The sequence below is a fragment of the Eikenella halliae genome (assembly GCF_001648475.1).
GTDB classification, from domain to species: domain Bacteria; phylum Pseudomonadota; class Gammaproteobacteria; order Burkholderiales; family Neisseriaceae; genus Eikenella; species Eikenella halliae.
The window spans coordinates 1-18,465 of sequence record NZ_LXSQ01000030.1 but is presented as its reverse complement, the minus strand read 5'-3'; the positions used below and the strand labels follow the sequence as shown (position 1 = coordinate 18,465).

Below are 18,465 nucleotides of genomic sequence, written 5' to 3'. Positions count from 1 at the left end.
ACCCAAAACCCACCCGCAAAAGGCAACCCTCATGACCCTCCGCATCGGACAAGGCTACGACGTCCACCAGCTCGTGCCCGGCCGCCCGCTCATCCTCGGCGGCGTAACCATCCCCTTTGAAAAAGGCCTGCTCGGCCACTCCGACGCCGACGCCCTGCTGCACGCCATCACCGACGCCCTGCTCGGTGCCGCCGCCTTGGGCGACATCGGCACCCACTTCCCCGACACCGCCGCCGAACATAAAGACGCCGACAGCCGCGTCCTGCTGCGCCAAGCCTACGCCGCCGTGCAGGCTCAAGGCTGGCGCGTAGTGAACGTGGACAGCACCGTCATCGCCCAGCAGCCCAAATTGCGCCCCCATATTGCCGCCATGCGCGCCAATATCGCCGCCGACTTGGGATTAGCCGAAAACTGCGTCAACATCAAGGGCAAAACCAACGAAAAACTCGGCTACCTCGGCCGCATGGAAGGCATCGAAGCCCAAGCCGTGGTGCTGCTGGAAAAGGTCGGCGGATAAAACCCGAAGCCCGCGTATATAGTGAATTAAATTTAAACCAGTACAGCGTTGGCTCGCCTTGCCGTACTATTTGTACTGTCTGCGGCTCGCCGCCTTGTCCTGATTTAAATTTAATCCACTATAAAAACGAAAACGAGCGGCAGGGCACGGATTTGCCAAGCTGCCCGTTTTTCAGGTAGCCTCAAGCCTCGCCAGGCTACCTGAAACCGGATTTCCCCTCCTTCTCTCTTCAGGCAGCCCCTCTGCCACCAGCCGGAAAGGCCGCACGATGAAATTCACCAATCTCCACCAAAACTTCATCCTCCTCGCCCCGCTCGGCATCAAGCAACACCTTGAAAACCGCACCTTCTGGCCCGCCTTCATCAACGAAATCAACCCCTTCACAGGTAAAATCAAAGGCATACCGCGCATCGGCGCCAGCCAGTATGACGGCAACGGGGAAGTCAAACTCGGCCGCCTATCGTGGCGCGCGGAAAAATTGCAGAAACTTGCCGATAGCTACTACCTCAGCGTCCAACCGGAAGCCTTTAAATTTTCCTACCTCAGTGCCAATTTCCCCAGCCCCGTTACCTGTTCCAAGCAAGACACCACACCGGCGCTTACCCTGGTGCTGCATGACGCCACCTCCGGCGGCCTGCCGCAGAGCGGCCTGCTGCTCAGCTTCCGCCAAGATTATTTCGACGAACTGGGCGAAACTGTTGTGCACGAATTGCTCAACCGCCTCAGCACGCTGCTGCAAGCCGACTTGCGCCTGCGGAAACAAACGCAATACGCCTACCCCTGCAAAGAAGGCCTTTCCGGCGCATGGCAAGACTGCATCATGGATTTATTCCCCACCCATGCCGCCGAGCTTACGAAAAAAGGCTGGGAAATTAAAAAAGATTTTGCCGGCTGGGCAAAGTTCTAAACCCCACCCGCCAAAGCAAAAGGGCAGGGCGGCCGCATACCCAAACTCCCGCCCGCATAGTAGAATAAGGCTACCTGAAACGAAGCCAAGCCCACCAATCACGCTAACAGGAGAACACTATGTCCGCCCAAGACCAACTCAAACGCACCGCCGCCCAAAAAGCCCTCGAATTCGTGCCCGAAAATGCCTACATCGGCATCGGCACCGGCAGCACCGTAAACTTTTTCATCGAAGAGCTGGCCAATAGCGGCATCCGCATCAAAGGTGCCGTTTCCACCTCCAAAGCCACCAGCGAACTCTTGAAACAACACGGCATCCCCGAAGTGCCGCTCACCGAGGCGGACGAGCTGCCCGTGTATATCGACGGCGCCGACGAAGTCAACCACAGCCTGCAAATGATTAAAGGCGGCGGCGGCGCGCTGTTGGCTGAAAAAATCGTGGCCAGCGCCGCCGAAAAATTCGTCTGCATCGTAGACGAGAGCAAATACGTTTCCCGGCTGGGCAAATTCCCGCTGCCGATCGAAATCATCCCCGCCGCCCGCTCGCTGGTATCGCGCCAGCTGCTCAAATACGGCGGCAGCCCGCAGCTGCGCCTGAATTTCACCACCGACAGCGGCCACAAAATCATCGACGTGCACGATATGCCCATCAACGAGCCGCTCAAACTGGAAGACGAGCTCAACCGCATCCCCGGCATCGTGGAAAACGGCCTGTTCGCCCGCCATCCCGCCCACGTGCTGATTATCGGCCGCGAGGGCGGCGCAGAAGTGATTAAAATCGGCGGCTGACTGCTTCCTACCATATCAGACAAGGCGGCATTGTTGTGCCGCTGTATCGCGCAAGAAATTTCAGGTAGCCCTTATGGTCTTCATAGGCTGCCTGAAAATCAAACAGCTGTAAAACAGGCTACCTGAAAACTTTCAGGTAGCCTGTTTGTCATGCGGCAGTATAGTGAATTAAATTTAAACCAGTACAGCGTTGGCTCGCCTTGCCGTGACGTGTGTACTGTCTGCGGCTCGCCGCCTTGTCCTGATTTTTGTTAATCCACTATACCGCCGCATTGTGCAAGAAATTTCAGGTAGCCTCTATGGTTTCCGTAGACTGCCTGAAAATCAAACAGCCGTAAAAACAGGCTACCTGAAAACTTTCAGGTAGCCTGTTTGTCATGTGGCAGTATAAGGCTTACATCACTTCCAGCGTATCAATGCCCAAGAGATTGAGGCCGGTTTGCAGGGTTTGGCCGGTGAGGGCCGCCAGCTGCAGGCGGGTGTTGCGGACGCTGCCTTCGGCTTTGAGGATGGGGCAGGCTTCGTAGAAGCGGGAGAACAGGGTGGCCACTTGGTAGAGGTAGGCGGCGAGATAGTGCGGGTAGGAACTGTCGGCCACGGTTTGCAACACGTCTTCAAACTTCAAAAGCTCGGCGGCGAGCTGGCATTCCAGGGGCTCGGTGAATACGGGCTGTTCGGTTCGGCTCCATTCGCCGGCTTTTTTCAACACGCTTTGCACGCGGGTGTAGGCGTATTGCAAATAAGGGGCGGTGTTGCCTTCGAAGGAGAGCATGTTGTCCCAATCGAAGATGTAGTCGCTGGTGCGGTTTTTGCTCAAATCGGCGTATTTCACGGCGCCGATGCCGACGCTGCGGGCGATTTGGGCGGCGGTGGCGTCGTCCAATTCGGGGTTTTTCTCTTTTACGAGGGCAGTGGCGCGTTCCACAGCTTCGTCGAGCAGCTCGACCAGCTTCACGGTGTCGCCGCTGCGGGTTTTGAAGGGCTTGCCGTCTTTGCCCATCATGGTGCCGAAGCCGATGAATTCGGCTTTCACGTTTTCAGGTAGCCAGCCGGCTTTGCGCGAGGCGGCGAAAAGCTGGGCGAAATGCAGGCTTTGGCGTGTGTCCACTACATAGATGATGTGGTCGGCTTTGAGTTCGCGCACGCGGTAGCGGATGCAGGCCAAATCGGTGGTGGCGTAAAGGAAACCGCCGCCTTGTTTCTGGATGATGAAGGCGGCGGGGTCGCCTTCTTTGTTTTTAAATTCGTCGAGGAAGACTACTTTGGTGCCGCCGTCGTCCACGGCTAAGCCGCTGGCCAAGAGTTCGTCTACCACGGGCTGCAAATCGGCATTGTAGGAAGACTCGCCGCGCACGTCTTCGGGTTTGAGCAGCACGCCGAGCCGGTTGTATACGTTTTGCGCGTGTTTGAGCGACATGGCCACAAACTGCCGCCACAGGGCGAGCACGGCTTCGTCGCCGCTTTGCAGTTTCACCACGTATTCGCGCGCGGTGTCGGCAAAGGCCGGGTCTTCGTCGAAACGCACTTTGGCGTTGCGGTAGAACTGTTCCAGGTCGGCTAGCTCGAAATGTTCGTTTTGCGCCTGCTGCTCCACCAAATAGGCCACCAGCATGCCGAATTGGGTGCCCCAGTCGCCCACGTGGTTTTGCGCGATGACGCGGTGGCCGAGGAAGGAGTGGACGCGGTTTAAGCTGTCGCCGATGATGCTGGAGCGCAGGTGTCCGACGTGCATTTCTTTGGCCAGATTGGGCGAGGAGTAGTCGATAACGATGGTTTGCGGTGCGGCGGCCTGCGCCACGCCGAGGCGGCTGCTTTGCAGGGCGGCGTGCACTTGTTTGGCTAAAAACTGCGGGTTCAGGCGCAGGTTGATGAAGCCGGGACCGGCCACTTCGGCGGAGGCAATCAGCCCGTTGCCGCCCAGCGCGTCGGCCACTTTCTGCGCCAGCTCGCGCGGGTTTTGCTTGCGCTGCTTGGCCGCGCCCATCACGCCGTTGATTTGGAAATCGCCGAATTCGGGGTTTTTGGCCGGTTGCAACACTACCGGCGCGCCTTCGATACCGGCGGCAGCAAAGGCCTGTTCGGCTTCGCGGTTGAGGAGGTGGGATAAGTTCATAATGTTTTCAGCTTGGGTAGATAAACAATAAAAAATCTGTGTATTAGCCTTTAATTAAACGTTGCACGGCAGCGGCGGCCAGCAGGGTGGCGGCGATGCCGCACACGGTGTGCAGCGCCAGAATCAGGCCGGCGGGCAGCCATTGCTTATTCAGCAGGCGTTCGGACACTTCGCCGGAGAGCGCGGAAAAGGTGGTGAGGCTGCCGAGAAAACCCACTACCAGCACATTTTGCAGCGGCTGGGCAAGCGGCCTGCCGGCCAACAGCAGACCCAATACCGCACCGGCCAGCAGGCAGCCGAGCAGGTTGGCCAGCCAAGTGCCGAAAGCGAATTGGGCAAACAGCGGGTTGAAACGCAAACCCAGCTGCCAGCGCAACAAGGCGCCGAGGGCGGCGCCGACGGCAATCAGGGCGGGCTGGCTATAGGGCGGGTGCATTTTCAGGTAGCCTCTTGGCGGCAGGCGGACGGCATGGCTGTACTGAATGAATAGCCGTTTGTTTTTATGCCGGTTTAATTTTTCAGGTAGCCTCAAAGCGCTTCAATCAGCTGCAACACCATTTTGGCCGAATGCACGGAGGCGGTTTTCAAAAAGGTTTCAAAGCTGGTGTCGGCTTCTTCGTCGGCAAGGTCGGAAATGGCGCGAACCACCACAAACGGCACGCCGAAGCGGTGGCAGCTTTGGGCGATGGCGGCGGCTTCCATTTCCACTGCCTGCGCGTCGGGGAAATGGCGGCGCACTTCGGCCACGGATTCGCTGCTGTGCACGAATTGGTCGCCGCTCACGATTAAGCCGCGGTGCACGGCGGCGTGTTCGAATGCGGCGGCGGCTTTTTCGGCGGCGGCGCACAGGGCGGGGTCGGATTCGAAACGCGCGGGCATCCGCGGCACATGGCCGATGGCGTAGCCGAAGGCGGTAACGTCCACATCGTGGTGCGCGGTTTGCGTGCCGATTACCACGTCGCCCACTTTCAGCCCGCTGCCCAGTCCGCCTGCGCTGCCGGTGTTGATGACGAAATCGGGGCGGTGCTGCAGCACCAGGGCGGTGCTGAGCGCGGCGTTCACTTTGCCGATGCCGCTTAAGGCCAACACAACGTTTTTGCCGGCGTATTCGCCGCAATAGATATCGAAATCGGCCATGTGTTCGCTGCGCAGGTTTTGCAGGCTCTCTTGAAGCAGGGAGATTTCCGGCGGCATGGCGCCGATGAGGGCGATGGTTTGGGGCATGATGGGTTCTTCTTATCAAACCGCCTGCACGGGCAATGGGCGTGGGCGGCGTATGGATAGCAAAAACGCACTGCCTGTGAGCAACAGCCAGTGCGCTGGGGATGCCTGCTTATTGCTCGGCTTCGGCGGCAGGTTTCTGCTCGGCGGGCGGCTGCAGGCTCACGGCGCGTGCCGGAACAATGGTGGAAATCGCGTGTTTGTACACCATTTGCGTTACCGAGGTGTTGCGCAGCAGCACCACATATTGGTCAAACGACTCTACCTGTCCTTGCAGTTTGATGCCGTTCACCAAATAGATGGATACCGGCACGTGTTCTTTGCGCAGTGCGTTCAAAAAAGGATCTTGTAACATTTGTCCTTTGGTTGCCATAGTTTATTTCACTCCGATTATTTTTGTTCAAACTTTTTCAGGTAGCCTTCCCGGCGGGGTGTTCTCCGGACGGGGCGGCAGAAAACTGAAAAAGGTGGCGAATTGTAGCCGTTTGGCACGGCTTTTTCCAACTCTTTTACGCAAGCTATGGAAGCGTAAAGTTCTTTTTATGAGGCAGGTCAAAAGCTCTCTTCGGCGGATTCGTTTATAAGCCTTTGGTATCGTGCCGCTCCTGTATAATCCGGCATTTCGCACACACGCAAAGGGATAACGTTAAGATGGGCATCAAACATTGGCCGGAAAACGAGCGGCCGCGTGAGAAACTGCTGCATCGCGGTGCGGGGGCGTTGAGCGACGCGGAGCTGCTGGCCATCCTACTAAGAGTTGGCACGCAGGGGATGAGCGCGGTGGATTTGGCGCGTTACCTGTTGCAGGAATTCGGCTCGCTCAACCGCCTGTTTTCCGCGCCCGCCGCCGAACTGACGCGGCATAAGGGCATGGGCGAGGCGGCGTATTGCCAGTTTGCCGTGGTGCGGGAAATCGGGCGGCGCCTGCTGGCCGAGGAAATGCGCGACACCCCGGCTTTCGATTCGCCCGACGCGGTGGCTGATTATCTGGTGCTGCAACTGGCGCATGAGCCGGTGGAGGTGAGCGTGGCGATGCTGTTGAGCAGCAGCCATAAGCTGATTGTCTTTCAGGAGCTGTCGCGCGGCACGGTGGCGGAAAACACGGTGTATATCCGCGAAGTGGCGAAACTTGCCCTGCACTATCATGCGGCTTCGCTGATTATCGCGCACAACCATCCCGGCGGCTCGGCCGAGCCTTCCGAGGCGGATCTGGCCTTTACCCGACGATTGCAGCAGGCGTTGGCGCTGCTGGACGTGCGGCTGCTGGATCATTTTATCGTGGCGGGCAACCGGGCGGTGTCGTTTGCGGCAAACGGCTGGCTGCGGGAATGGGAAACGAATTGAATGGCGGCTAAAGGCCGTTTGATACTCTTGGCTTCGCAGCCACCGTGCCAAGCCTGTTTTCAGGTAGCCTTTCTATATTGAATTAACAAAAATTAGGACAAGGCGACGAGCCGCAGACAGTACAGATAGTACGGCAAGGCGAGGCAACGCTGTACTGGTTTTTGTTAATTCGCTATAGTTAAGAAAAGGGTTTGGATGATGGGGTGCAATGGCAAGAGTAAAGGCTACCTGAAAATTTTCAGGTAGCCTTTTGCATCGTACAGCGATTATTTTTTCAACGAATCGCGGATTTCGCGCAACAGTAGGATTTCTTCGGAGGGCTCGGCAGGGGCTTCTTCCGGAGCGGGTTTTTGCAGTTTGCTGATGCCTTTGATTACGGCGAAGATGGCAGTAGCAATGATCAGGAAGCTGATTACGGTGTTGATGAAGAGGCCGATATTAAGCGTAACCGCACCGGCGGCCTGGGCGGCGGCCAAAGTGGCGTAGCCGTCGGCAGGGGCGTTGGCGCCCGATTTCAGGGTGATGAACAGGTTGGAGAAGTCTACGCCGCCCAAAATCAGGCCGATGGGCGGCATGATCACGTCATCTACCAATGATTTGACGATACCTGAGAAGGCAGTGCCGACTACCATACCGACAGCAAGGTCAATCACGTTGCCGCGCATAATAAATGCTTTGAATTCGTCGCGTAATGCCATGTGTGTTTCCTTAGAATGGTTAGAAGGGCGGCATGATAATGGTTTTAGCTGCCGCCGTCTTGATGTGCAACGGATAAATTTTGTTAATTGCTGGCGAATGGCGGAAAAATGGGCGGATTATTTGATTCTAATGTTGTTTATTAGCAGAATATGGCAGTTTATCTGTTAAACATGGGTGTATCACTAAAATAATAAGTCGTGTTGGTTTGCTTTTATTAAGATTGCAGAAGGGCGGCCATTTGGTTTTCAGGTAGCCTCTTGCATACAAGAAAATCAGCCGTAGCCGTATTTCTGTCTTCCTTGGGGCTTGCCAAACACCCGTCTTTCGGGCAAAGTTCGGCGTTTTCTTGTCTCATCGTTCATTTCGTTTGGCAAACCTTTCATTATGTCTGAACCCATTCTCTCGCGACTGGACACCCTGCTCAAAGTGGAAACGCCGGAAGCCATCGATATTTATCTGCGTCCAGCTTCGGTATTCGCCCGCTCGCGCGCCTGGTTTGTCGATTTCATTCTGCGCGGCATTTGGATCATCCTTTCCTCTATGTTGATCAGCTTTATCTTCTCCGGTGCGGTTAACGACGGTGATGGTAACAGTGCAGTTAAAGGCTTGTTTTTCTTCTTACTGTTTGTAAATATTTTTTTCACATTGTGGCTGTATTTCGTGGTGTTCGAAGTGTGCTGGAACGGGCAGACGCCGGGTAAGAAAATTTTCGGCCTGCGCGTGATCAACGACAACGGCACGCATATTTCCTGGTCGGCTTCATTGCTGCGCAACCTGCTGCGCGTGTTCGACAGCCTGCCTTTTTTCTACGGCATCGGCATGATCTGCGGCCTGTGCAACCCCTACGGCCGCCGCTTGGGCGACATCATGGCTTCCACGGTGGTGGTTTATGTGGATAAAACGCGTGGGCAGGCCGAGCGCATGGATTTGGGCAATATCGAAGCGGTTACCCCGCCCGTGGCGCTCACGCGTGAGGAGCAGCAGGCAATTTTGAGCTTTGTGGAACGCCGCCGCCATTTGAGCGCGGCGCGCACCGGCGAATTGGCGCAAATGATGGTGGGGGCGATTTTCGGCCAACATGAAGACGAACGCAGCGCCGAGCGGCTGATTTTGGGCTTGGCCAAATATTATGCCGGTGAGCAGCGGAAGGAGGCGGCGTGAGGCAACTGTTTTTTGAAGAACAACATCAGGCGTTCTGGCGCACGTTCGAGCAGGATTTGCAGCAGCTGGAAAAACGGCGCGGCAGCCTGAGTGCACAGAAAACCGCTTTGTTTATGCAGGACTACCGCACGGTTTGCCACCATTTGGCGGTGGCCACCGACCGCTGCTATTCCGGCGGCCTCACCGATTATCTGCAATATCTGTGCGAACGCGCGCACCAGCTTTTGTATGTGGGGCAGCAGGTGTCGCTGTGGGTGCGCTTCCGTGATTTCGTGATGCAAGGTTTCCCGCAGCTGGTACGGCGCGAGAAAAAACTGGTGTGGCTGGCGCATGCACTGTTTTACCTGCCATTTGTCGTGGCTTTTTTACTCACGGCTTTTGTGCCGGAGAGCGTGGACAAAATCGGCGGTCTGAACCAAGGGGTGATGTTGTCCGAGAGTTATAAAGAAATGATGAAGCAGTATGCCGACGGCACCAACCGCGAAGCGTGGCAGAACTTTGCCATGGCGGGCTACTATATTTTCAACAACATCGGCATTGCGTTTCAAAGTTTTGCCAGCGGCATTCTGTTCGGCTTGGGCACGGCATACCTTACGGTGATGAATGGTTGGCTAATCGGCGGGGCAATGGGCTATATGACCCGTGACCCGGCCGGGCCGGCCTTTTTCTCGTTTGTGGGCGCGCACGGCGCGTTCGAGCTCACCGGTATCGTGATGGCGGCGGCAGGCGGCTTGCGGCTGGGCTTGGCGCTGCTCAAACCGCAGGGTTTGTCGCGGCGCGATGCCTTGCGCATTCAGGGCAAACAGGCGGTGGGGCTGATGAACGGCGGCTTCCTGATGCTGTTTATTGCCGCGTTTATTGAAGGCTTTTGGTCGCCGATTACCAGTATTCCGATGATTTTAAAATATATTGTTTCCATAGTGATGTGGCTTCTGGTGTATGCCTATCTGCTGTATGCAGGCAGGAGGGCGGCATGAATATTTGGGAAACCCGCCTCAATTTCCGCCCGCGCAGCGGCTGGGAGGCTTTAGATTTGGGCACGCGCCTGTTTCAGGAGCGGCCGGCGCTGTATATGGCGGTATGGGCAACCCTGTCGCTGCCAGTGTATGCGCTGGTGCTGGCTTTGTGCTGGCAGCAGCCTGAATGGGGTGGTTTTTTTGTTTGGTGGCTCAAGCCGTTATTCGAAGCGCCTGTGCTGTGGCTGATGTCGCAGCAGGTGTTCGAGCCACTGCCGCCATACCGGCAATGCATACGCACGGCGTTTCGGCAGATGTGGCGGCCGCGCCTGATTGGCGATTTGACTTGGCGGCGGTTCAGCCTGCGCCGCAGCTTGGTGCTGCCGGTTACGCTGTTGGAAGGGGTAAACGGCAAGGCCTACCAGCGCCGCTGCAACGAATTATCGCGCCAAAGCGGCGGTGCAGCCGGCTGGCTGGCGGTTTTCGGCATCCATTTGGAATCCATCCTTGCCTTCGGCCTGCTCTCAATGCTGTTTTGGCTGTGGGTGGGCGATCCGACGCAAAATATCGTAGCCGGTCCGTTTGGCGGGGCACGTTCCATGGCGGCTTTAGAACAGATTGAGACTTTGGTCTCTTCCGGACGGGGCATGCTTTTCCAGCATTTGCTCAACGGTATTTATGTGCTGCTGCTGTGCTTTTGGGGGCCGATTTATGTGGCCTGCGGCTTCACGCTTTATCTGAATGCCCGCACCAAGGCCGAAGGCTGGGATATCCGCTTGGCCGCCCGCAAAATCCAAGACCGCCTGTTGAGCAGCAGCAGCGCCTTATGGGCCTTGGCTCTGGCCGTGTTTATCGGCTTCGGTTTTTCAGGTAGCCTGCATGCCGAGCCGCTGCCCAGCCGGGAAAAGGTGGAGCAAATCCGTGATAACACCCTGCGCAAAGCACCGTTTCAAAGCATTAAAACCCAAACTGAATACTGCTGGATCAAATGCGGCAAGGAAGATAACACTCGACAGCAACGCAGCCTGCCGGATATGCCTGATATAAAGACTCCTTCGCCAGGTTGGTTTAACGGCCTGATGTATGCCTTAATCGTCCTGCTGCTGGCCTTGGTGTTGTGGGTTTTATACCGCTGGTATCGGGCTAACGGCGGCTTCGGTTTCGGTTTGAACCAAGGCGAAGAAGTGCCGGAAACCCTGTTCGGCATGAAGATTACCCCCGAGAGTCTGCCCAAAGACGTGGCTTCCACCGTGTTGGCCGAATACGAACGCGACCCGCGCGCCGCCATGAGCCTGCTCTACCGTGCCAGCCTCTCGCAAATCAGCCGCCGCCACGGCCTGCCGCTGCGCAGCAGCGATACCGAAGGCCAGGTGCTCAAACGCGTGCGCCAGCGCCAGCCGCAGCTTTTGGACTACTGGCAGCCGCTCACCGACAACTGGGTGGCGCTGGCCTATGCCCACCGCCTGCCCGAACGCGAAGCGGTGCACAGCCTGTGCCGCCAATACCGCCAAGTGTTTGCCGGCGCAGAGCAGGAATTTTCAGGTAGCCTGCGTGCCGCCGGGGAGGGTAGGGCATGAAAAACCTTCGTTCCATCCTCATCGGCCTGACCGCCATATTGCTTATCGGCGGCCTGATTGCCGTTGCCGGGCTGTCCAAGCAGGAAAGCAAAACCTGGCAGTCGCTCGACCCGCAGCAGGAAATGCGCGAAGGCTCGCTCTATGCCCTGAAAACCCTGCTCACCCGGTACGGCGTGGAGAATATCCAGCATGAGCGCAGCATGTTTGGCTTAGAGAAGCTCAATTCCTACGATAACAACCGCCTGCTGATCGTGGCCGACAACCGCCTGCGTGATAAGGAAGATGCCGAACGCCTGCTGGAATGGGTGGGGCGAGGCAACCACCTGGTGATGGCGCTGCCCAGTTATGCCGACGACAATCCGTTGAAAGCAGAAGATAAATCCAACGATACGGAAGATGATGGAGATACGCAAAACTTCCGCCAAACCATGCTGCGCCGGCTGCAAATCGGCACCGTGGAGCGGGAAGAAACCGACGGTAAAACCCTGCCCAACCTGCCCGCCTGCGTGAAGGCGGCCGAGCAACGCCGCGAAGCCGCCCGCCAAGTTGGCGACGAAGTTGCTTTGCAGATTGACCAGCACTGCAACGCCGGTTTGAGCAGCATCCAACTGCCCGAGGGCGCCACCATTGAAACCTTCACCGGCTCCGAGTACAGCTCCGGCAACGGCTGGGCGGCGAAAGACGGCAAACTGGTGATGTTCCAAGGCAAAAATGCCTACGGCGCCGTGCAGACCATCCGTGTGCGTTACGGTAACGGCAGCGTATTGCTCACTTGGAACGAAAATTGGCTTGGCAACCCGAGCAGCCCCGATATCGACCGCAACCACCTCGCCCTCTACGACCACCCCTACCTTGCCGTTTATCTGGCTCAAGGGAAAGACGGCATCCTGCTGGCCGAGAAAGTTTACCCGTCCAGCTACAACGACGCCGAGCCGATGCTGTGGAAAATGCTGAAAGCCCAGCCCATACTGTTTGCCGTTGTGCTGGCCGCTGCCGCCGTATTGCTGTGGCGCATCATCGTGCGCGTGGGCGTGGTGCGGCAGCTGCCGCCCGCGCCGGAACGCTACCTGAACCAGCACCTGCTCGCACAAGGCCAGTTCCTCACCCGCCACCTGAGCCGCCGTGCCATCCTCAGCGATATGCAGCGCCGACTGCTCGAAGGCCTACAACAGCGCCACCCGGCCTGGAAGCAGATGAGCAGCCGCAAACAGCTGGAGTTTTTGTGTGCCCAAACCAAGCTGCCGCCCTCCGTTGTCGAGCCCTGGCTCACACCCTTGCCGGAACAGGTCAATTTGGTACAGTGGCTGCAAATGCTTGCCGCCCACCAGCGCATCGTGCGTAAGATAAACCGCTCGTGGTATTAGCGGGCGGCTAAAGGCTACCTGAAAAGATGAGTGCCATGTTTCAGGTAGCCCGAACCAACCTATTTTTCAGGTAGCCTTAAGCAATCCTCAGGCTACCTGAAACCCCAACCTCCGATTAACCAACGAAACACACAATGCAAAAGGATGATTCGATGACGGACATCAATTTTTCCCAGCCCCACCAAGCCAGCACTAACCCCGCCATTCAGCAGGGTGTGCGTGCCATCCAAGTGCTGCGCACGCGGCTGAACGAAGTGCTTATCGGCCAGCAGCAGGTGGTGGACGAAGTGCTCACCGTATTCTTGGCCGGCGGCCATGTGCTGCTCGAAGGCGTACCGGGCACCGGTAAAACCCTGCTCGTGCGCTCGCTGGCACAAACCTTCGCCGGTGAATTCCGCCGCATCCAGTTCACCCCCGATCTGATGCCTTCCGACGTGACCGGCCACTACCGCTACGATGCGCAAAACAGCCGCTTCGAGCTGCGCCAAGGCCCGGTGTTCACCCACTTGCTGCTCGCCGACGAAATCAACCGCGCCCCGGCCAAAACCCAATCCGCCCTGCTTGAAGTGATGCAGGAGCGCAGCGTAACGCTCGACGGCCACACCCACCACCTGCCCAGCCCCTTCATGGTATTGGCCACGCAAAACCCGATCGAGCAGGAAGGCACCTATCCGCTGCCCGAAGCCCAGCTCGACCGCTTTATGTTCAAAGTGATGATCGGCTATCCCGCCCCGGCCGACGAAGCGCGTATGCTGAACGCCGTCATCAACAGCAGCAACAACGACCTGCTCAGCGGCAGCCAGCCTGCGCATGTGTTCCAGCCACAGCAGATCGAGCAGCTGAAAAAACTGGTGGCACAAGTGGGCGTCGATCCGCAGATTATCGACTACACCGTGCGCCTGGTGGCCGCCACCCGCGACTGGCCTGCCTTATCCGTGGGTGCCGGGCCGCGCGCCGGCATCGCCCTCATCAGCTGCGCCCGCGCCTATGCCCTGCTGGCCGGCCGCGATTTCGTTACCCCCGACGACATCAAAGCCATCTGGCTGCCCGCCATGCGCCACCGCGTACGCCTTTCCACCCAAATGGAAATGGAAGGCATCCAAGTGGAGCAGGTGTTGAACGAACTGGCCGCCTCCGTGCCCGCCCCGCGTTTGTAAGGCCTGCCCATGAGACCATCCAGACTGCTGGTGCTGCTGTTTGCCGCCCTCGTTGCCGTGTGCACCGCCGGCTGGCTGGCAGGCTACCTGAACGCAGATAACGGCCGCATCGTCCAATACATCGCCGGCGGCCTCGCCCTCCTGCTCGCCCTGGCTGCGCTGGTTGATGCCTTCTGGCAGCGTCGCCAGCCCGAGCCGAACTGGGAGCGCAGCCTGCCGCACCAGTTTATCCAAGGCCGGCCTCACGAAGTAGAACTCACGCTCACCCCGCCTGCCAAAGGCCGCTGGCGGCAGCCGCAAACCATTCTGGTGGCCGACCTGTTCCCGCCCGACTGGGACACCGACACCCCGCACCTGATTATCGACACGCGGCCCGGCCGCCTTTCCACCATCCGCTACCGGCTCACCCCGCGCCGGCGCGGCCGTGCCGAATTTGCCGGCATCGAATACTGGCTCGCCAGTCCGCTCGGCCTGTGGCAGCGGCGGCATCGGCAGGAGCTGCCCGGCAAAGTGGACGTGCTGCCCGATTTCAGCCGCATCCTCGGTGCCGATTTAATCGGCCTGCAACGCTGGCTCAACCTCGTGGGCGTGAAAAAACTGCCGCGCCTAGGCCTCGGCCAAGACTTCCACCAGCTGCGCGACTACCAAGACGGCGACGACATCCGCAATATCGACTGGAAAGCCACCTCCCGCATGAGCCGCCCCATCGTGCGCACCTATCAAGACGAGCAAGACCAACAGCTCATCTTCCTGCTCGACTGCGGCCGCAATATGCGCCTGCAAATGGAAGGCAAAAGCCATTTCGACCACGCCCTGCAAGCCATGCTGCTGCTTTCCTACACCGCGCTCAAGCACGGCGACGCCGTCGGCCTGCTCACCTTCGCCCATCCCGTGGCCCGCTTCGTGCCGCCGCACAAGGGCATGGAGCAGCTCGGCCGCCTGGTGCAGGGCGTATTCGATATCGAGCCCTCGCAGCAGGCCGCCGATTTTGAAAGCGCCGTGAACTTATTGCTGCAAAAGCAGAAACGCCGCGCCCTCGTGGTGGTGCTCTCCCACCTGAACCACGAAGACAGCCGCCACCTGCTGCAACACATCCAGCGCCTGCGCAAACACCACATGGTTTTATTCGGCGGCCTGCGCCCGCTCGCCCCCGAAGAAGTGCGCCAACAGCCCGTGCGCAACGAAGCAGACGCCCAAGCCTACCTCGGCGCCCTGCAATACGAAAGCCACGTGGCCGAAGCCATCCGCCACTTCGATGCCGCCCGCATCAACGCCATCAATGTTTTGCCCAACCAACTGAGCACCGAGCTCATCAACCGCTACCTCCAGCTCAAACGCCGCCAGGCGTGGTAATGGGACTGCCCGAAAATGCCGGAGGCTACCTGAAAAATGGGAATCCGTTTTTCAGGTAGCCTTAAGGGCAGCGTTCATAACCGCGAACAGGAGAACAAAAATGTATAAAATCCAATCGTATAGTTGCTTATTGTTGCTCACCTTATTGCTCGCCGCCTGCCAAGAGCCCGACCGCGGCCCCGAAAAACGGCCTGCGCCCATCGTACCCACCCACTGGCGCGACGGCACGCCGATTGCCGCCGATTATCCGCGCGACCATTATGGTGTGCCTTATAGCATTGGCAACTTGGGCGGGCAGCCGGTCAATCTGCCGGAACACAGCATGGAAACGCCGGTGGAATATGAAGATTCACCCGGTTTCAACTGGCGCAAAGCCGAAAACTACAAACCGCCGGTGCGGACTTATAAGGACATGATTGAAAGCTTTGGTTTTTTTATGAACTACACCGATGGCACGATATACGACAGCTGGCATCCCAATGGCAACAAATGGTATGAGGCAAGAAAGGTATCGGGAACCTCATGGATACATGTAGGGGTCAGAAGTGGTTCAAGATATCCGAAACGTGATCATATCTACGATATATATTTGGATGGCAATTTAAATGACTATGCCAAACCACCTCACTATATTCCGCTTGATGTTTATGCAAAAACAGGCGAAACCAAATTCGGCCTGGAGGTATATGCCAACCCCGGCATCAACCCGGAAAACGGAATTGCCTGGCGAAATAACCATGGAGCAAAAGATCTGTTTGTTCAACGCGATGCTGATGGGCATATTGTCAGCTATATCAAATGTTCCAATAATCCTGTTCCCAAACCGCCATGTGATCATCGGTTTCTGATGAAAGGCAATGATATGAAAGTGGCTATGCAACTTTTATATGACCGCCAAAACCTGCCGCATTGGCGGGAAATTGAGGCTCAAACGGAGAAAGCCGTCCGCAGCTTTATCGCCCGCCCGCCGTCTGAAGCCGTGCAACAGAAGTGGCGGGGCGGATAGCAGGCGTGACCCTTGTGCCTTGTTTTGGTTCACACGTGGCTGTTTGCTACCGTAAGCCAAAGAGGCTACCTGAAAAGTGGAAATTCCTTTTTCAGGTAGCCTCTTAGCATTTTCAGGTAGCCTTAGAGAAGAGTAATAGCAAGCTATTTTGTATGCCAATCTGTTCTTCCTCCTCAGGCGGTAGAGTTATTTGGCAACGAAACCGACCGCAGGTTTGCCTGGCAGGCGAATGAAAGCCGGAGGCGGGAATATGTGCAGATACTTAGCCGCGCCGCCGTTGCAGCACCCATTTAATATCGTCGCCCAGCTGCTCGATGCCCACGGTGTGCCAATCGGGCTCGCGGCTGAGGGCGGCAGGGTTTTCAGGTAGCCTGAACAGGGTGGGCGACTGTGTACCACCGAGCAGTTTGGGCGCTTGGTAGCAAACGATTTCGTCCACCAAATCCTGCACCAAAAACGCGCTGCCCAGCGTGGCACCGGCTTCCAGCATCAACTCGCCGATGCCGCGCGCGGCCAAATCGACCAGCACGGCGTTCAAGCTGAGGCGGCCTTGGGCTTCGGCCTGCAAACGGCAGATTTCAGCCGCTCCGGCGGGCGCGGGGCGGTCGGATAAGGTGTAGATAAGCGTGGGGGCGCTGCCGTCGAGCAGATGGCTGCCGGCGGGTAGGCGCAGACGGCTGTCGAGCAGCACGCGCAGCGGGGGGCGCAGGGTGGGGAAGTCGCGCACGGTGAGGCGCGGGTTGTCGGCCAGGGCGGTGCCGATGCCGGTGAGCACGGCGCAGCTTTCGGCGCGCTGGATTTGCACGTCGTGCCGCGCAGCATCGCCGGTAATCCATTGGCTTTGGCCGTTGGCCCGCGCGGTTTTGCCGTCGAGGCTGGAGGCGGTTTTCAGCTTCACAAACGGGCGGCCGCGTTCGATGCGGGAGAGGAAGCCGCGGTTGAGCTGCCGTGCTTCGCGTTCCATCAGGCCGCAGGCTACCTGAATACCGGCGGCTTCAAGCATAGCCAGCCCTTTGCCCGCCACCAGGGGATTGGGGTCTTGCATGGCGGCCACCACGCGGCGCACGCCGGCGCGGATCAGGGCTTCGGCGCAGGGCGGGGTGCGGCCGTGGTGGGCGCAGGGCTCGAGGGTAACGTAGGCGGTGGCGCCTTGCGCGGCGCTGCCGGCCTGGCGCAGGGCGTGCACTTCGGCATGCGGTCCGCCGGCCTTAAGGTGGAAACCTTGGCCAACAATCTGCCCGCCCTGGGCAATCACGCAACCGACGCGCGGATTGGGCGAAGTGGAAAAACGGCCTTGCCAGGCAAGGGCAATGGCTTGCTGCATCAGGGCGTGGTCGGCGGGGGAGAATTGGGGCATTTTGAGTAAGGGGCGGATAGGGAAACGGGGTAAATAAGGTTTTCAGGTAGCCTTTATCGCTTTAAAGGCTACCTGAAAAAATGAAACTGAACAACCGAAAGTTATACAGGCTTGTACTTGCCTTCGTTCTTTAAATAAGTTTCTGCTTTCCTAACCAATATTTTTGCCCCGCTATTCAGAAACTGTTCCATCTCCTTCCGAAATCCCGGAATTTTCATTTTTGCCACAGCCTCCATCAGGAAAGTATTCACAAAATGCGTTTCCCATAAGTGGGGCATGTCTTTTGCAATATCATTGATCAGTTTCCTGTCATTCATCATGATTAAAGGACGTAAGAAGTTAGCGTGTCCGGATAGCCATTTTTTATCCTTAAGCTGTTCGATTAAAAAAGCTCTGACTTTTTCAGATTGCAGCAGGTAAAGGTTATCCTCTAATCCTTTGGCAATCCTTAAATAAGCACTCATCATTACGGGTTCAAAATGAAAATTGCAGTCGGCAAATACGGTTTCCGGCTCTTGATAGTTGTCGTATATAAACTCCGACAACTCCGATACCAGTTTAATCCATTCTTCATCCGCGAGTTCCTTATTGTTAGGCTGAAAATAATAAACAGGACCATAATGTTCGAATAACTTATTTTTAATGTATGAATCATTTATCATTCTAATTTCCTAACATATTTTTTCGGTTTTCGGGCATTTGCCCTGTCTTTTGGCTTCCTGCTCAATTAGGTCATCAAAAGGTAGCCTTTGAACAGTTACATTGGGGTTTTTGGTAATCCGTGGATCAATTTTTGTCCGTATATCCGCAATAATCACTATAGTAAATTAAAAACAAAATAGTACAATATTCAACTTTGAAGGTCTAACCATGGCATACTCTGCGGACTTAAGGAACAAAGCTTTAAACTATTACGAACAATGCAAAAACATCAGCCAAACCGCA

General features: G+C 57.1%; 19 protein-coding genes and 1 pseudogene. 11 read left to right on the top strand and 9 right to left on the bottom strand.

What is annotated here, in order from left to right; all coding sequences use genetic code 11:
* Nucleotides 1-31: 31 nt before the first annotated feature.
* A complete protein-coding gene (gene ispF / locus A7Q00_RS11735; protein ID WP_064090716.1) occupies nucleotides 32-517 on the top strand; it encodes a 2-C-methyl-D-erythritol 2,4-cyclodiphosphate synthase in 486 nt (161 codons plus the stop codon).
* On the opposite strand, the pseudogene A7Q00_RS13785 reads toward ispF, so the two are convergent.
* A pseudogene (locus tag A7Q00_RS13785) lies at nucleotides 501-640 on the bottom strand (IS5/IS1182 family transposase); the annotation flags it as partial. The gene ispF and the pseudogene A7Q00_RS13785 overlap by 17 nt on opposite strands.
* Nucleotides 641-785: 145 nt before the next feature.
* On the opposite strand from A7Q00_RS13785, the gene A7Q00_RS11730 reads away from it, so the two are divergent.
* Together A7Q00_RS11730 and rpiA are read left to right on the top strand one after the other, a co-directional pair.
* Nucleotides 786-1,424 (top strand): hypothetical protein, encoded by a 639-nt coding sequence (locus tag A7Q00_RS11730; RefSeq protein ID WP_064090715.1) that lies wholly within the window; start codon nucleotides 786-788, stop codon nucleotides 1,422-1,424.
* A 119-nt stretch (nucleotides 1,425-1,543) separates the two neighbouring features.
* A complete protein-coding gene (gene rpiA, locus A7Q00_RS11725; RefSeq protein ID WP_064090714.1) occupies nucleotides 1,544-2,212 on the top strand; it encodes a ribose-5-phosphate isomerase RpiA in 669 nt (222 codons plus the stop codon).
* A gap of 394 nt (nucleotides 2,213-2,606) precedes the next feature.
* Here rpiA and argS read toward each other — a convergent pair whose 3' ends face one another.
* The 4 genes from argS to hfq all read right to left on the bottom strand — a co-directional run bounded on the left by argS (nucleotide 2,607) and on the right by hfq (nucleotide 5,919).
* Nucleotides 2,607-4,325: an arginine--tRNA ligase gene (gene argS, locus A7Q00_RS11720; protein ID WP_064090713.1), complete on the bottom strand. Its 1,719-nt coding sequence runs from the start codon at nucleotides 4,323-4,325 to the stop codon at nucleotides 2,607-2,609.
* Between the two features lie 43 nt (nucleotides 4,326-4,368).
* Nucleotides 4,369-4,761, bottom strand: coding sequence for a fluoride efflux transporter FluC (locus tag A7Q00_RS11715; protein ID WP_064090712.1), 393 nt, complete (start codon nucleotides 4,759-4,761; stop codon nucleotides 4,369-4,371).
* A gap of 92 nt (nucleotides 4,762-4,853) precedes the next feature.
* Nucleotides 4,854-5,552: a 5'-methylthioadenosine/adenosylhomocysteine nucleosidase gene (locus A7Q00_RS11710; RefSeq protein ID WP_179946232.1), complete on the bottom strand. Its 699-nt coding sequence runs from the start codon at nucleotides 5,550-5,552 to the stop codon at nucleotides 4,854-4,856.
* A 106-nt stretch (nucleotides 5,553-5,658) separates the two neighbouring features.
* Entirely contained in the window at nucleotides 5,659-5,919 is a 261-nt protein-coding gene (gene hfq, locus A7Q00_RS11705; RefSeq protein ID WP_064090710.1) for an RNA chaperone Hfq, read from the bottom strand.
* A gap of 278 nt (nucleotides 5,920-6,197) precedes the next feature.
* Between hfq and radC the strand changes: the two genes are divergently transcribed.
* Nucleotides 6,198-6,890 carry a RadC family protein gene (gene radC / locus A7Q00_RS11700; RefSeq protein ID WP_064090709.1) on the top strand — a complete coding sequence of 231 codons (693 nt, stop codon included), beginning with the start codon at nucleotides 6,198-6,200 and terminating at the stop codon, nucleotides 6,888-6,890.
* Nucleotides 6,891-7,156: 266 nt separating this feature from the next.
* Here radC and mscL read toward each other — a convergent pair whose 3' ends face one another.
* Nucleotides 7,157-7,588, bottom strand: a complete 432-nt coding sequence (gene mscL / locus A7Q00_RS11695) for a large conductance mechanosensitive channel protein MscL (protein ID WP_064090708.1) — start codon at nucleotides 7,586-7,588, stop codon at nucleotides 7,157-7,159.
* A gap of 215 nt (nucleotides 7,589-7,803) precedes the next feature.
* Complete coding sequence (locus A7Q00_RS13780; protein ID WP_156503822.1) at nucleotides 7,804-7,944, bottom strand: hypothetical protein; 141 nt, start codon at nucleotides 7,942-7,944, stop codon at nucleotides 7,804-7,806.
* Between the two features lie 29 nt (nucleotides 7,945-7,973).
* Between A7Q00_RS13780 and A7Q00_RS11690 the strand changes: the two genes are divergently transcribed.
* From A7Q00_RS11690 to A7Q00_RS11660, 7 genes are all read left to right on the top strand, one after another.
* Nucleotides 7,974-8,750, top strand: coding sequence for an RDD family protein (locus A7Q00_RS11690; RefSeq protein WP_064090707.1), 777 nt, complete (start codon nucleotides 7,974-7,976; stop codon nucleotides 8,748-8,750).
* A complete protein-coding gene (locus tag A7Q00_RS11685) occupies nucleotides 8,747-9,727 on the top strand; it encodes a stage II sporulation protein M (RefSeq protein ID WP_064090706.1) in 981 nt (326 codons plus the stop codon). The genes A7Q00_RS11690 and A7Q00_RS11685 overlap by 4 nt, the downstream gene beginning before the upstream one ends.
* Complete coding sequence (locus A7Q00_RS11680; protein ID WP_064090705.1) at nucleotides 9,724-11,283, top strand: DUF4129 domain-containing protein; 1,560 nt, start codon at nucleotides 9,724-9,726, stop codon at nucleotides 11,281-11,283. The genes A7Q00_RS11685 and A7Q00_RS11680 overlap by 4 nt, the downstream gene beginning before the upstream one ends.
* Nucleotides 11,280-12,647, top strand: a complete 1,368-nt coding sequence (locus A7Q00_RS11675) for a DUF4350 domain-containing protein (protein ID WP_064090704.1) — start codon at nucleotides 11,280-11,282, stop codon at nucleotides 12,645-12,647. Before A7Q00_RS11680 ends, A7Q00_RS11675 begins: the two co-directional genes overlap by 4 nt.
* Nucleotides 12,648-12,799: 152 nt before the next feature.
* Entirely contained in the window at nucleotides 12,800-13,804 is a 1,005-nt protein-coding gene (locus A7Q00_RS11670) for an AAA family ATPase (RefSeq protein WP_064090703.1), read from the top strand.
* A gap of 9 nt (nucleotides 13,805-13,813) precedes the next feature.
* Nucleotides 13,814-15,157, top strand: a complete 1,344-nt coding sequence (locus A7Q00_RS11665) for a DUF58 domain-containing protein (RefSeq protein WP_064090702.1) — start codon at nucleotides 13,814-13,816, stop codon at nucleotides 15,155-15,157.
* A 100-nt stretch (nucleotides 15,158-15,257) separates the two neighbouring features.
* Nucleotides 15,258-16,163: a hypothetical protein gene (locus A7Q00_RS11660; protein WP_064090701.1), complete on the top strand. Its 906-nt coding sequence runs from the start codon at nucleotides 15,258-15,260 to the stop codon at nucleotides 16,161-16,163.
* Between the two features lie 262 nt (nucleotides 16,164-16,425).
* On the opposite strand, the gene ribD is transcribed toward A7Q00_RS11660, so the two are convergent.
* Both ribD and A7Q00_RS11650 read right to left on the bottom strand, forming a co-directional pair.
* Nucleotides 16,426-17,520 (bottom strand): bifunctional diaminohydroxyphosphoribosylaminopyrimidine deaminase/5-amino-6-(5-phosphoribosylamino)uracil reductase RibD, encoded by a 1,095-nt coding sequence (ribD, locus tag A7Q00_RS11655; RefSeq protein ID WP_064090700.1) that lies wholly within the window; start codon nucleotides 17,518-17,520, stop codon nucleotides 16,426-16,428.
* 101 nt (nucleotides 17,521-17,621) lie between these two features.
* On the bottom strand, nucleotides 17,622-18,182 hold the full coding sequence (locus tag A7Q00_RS11650; RefSeq protein ID WP_064090699.1) for a hypothetical protein: 561 nt from the start codon (nucleotides 18,180-18,182) through the stop codon (nucleotides 17,622-17,624).
* Between the last annotated feature and the right edge of the window lie 283 nt (nucleotides 18,183-18,465).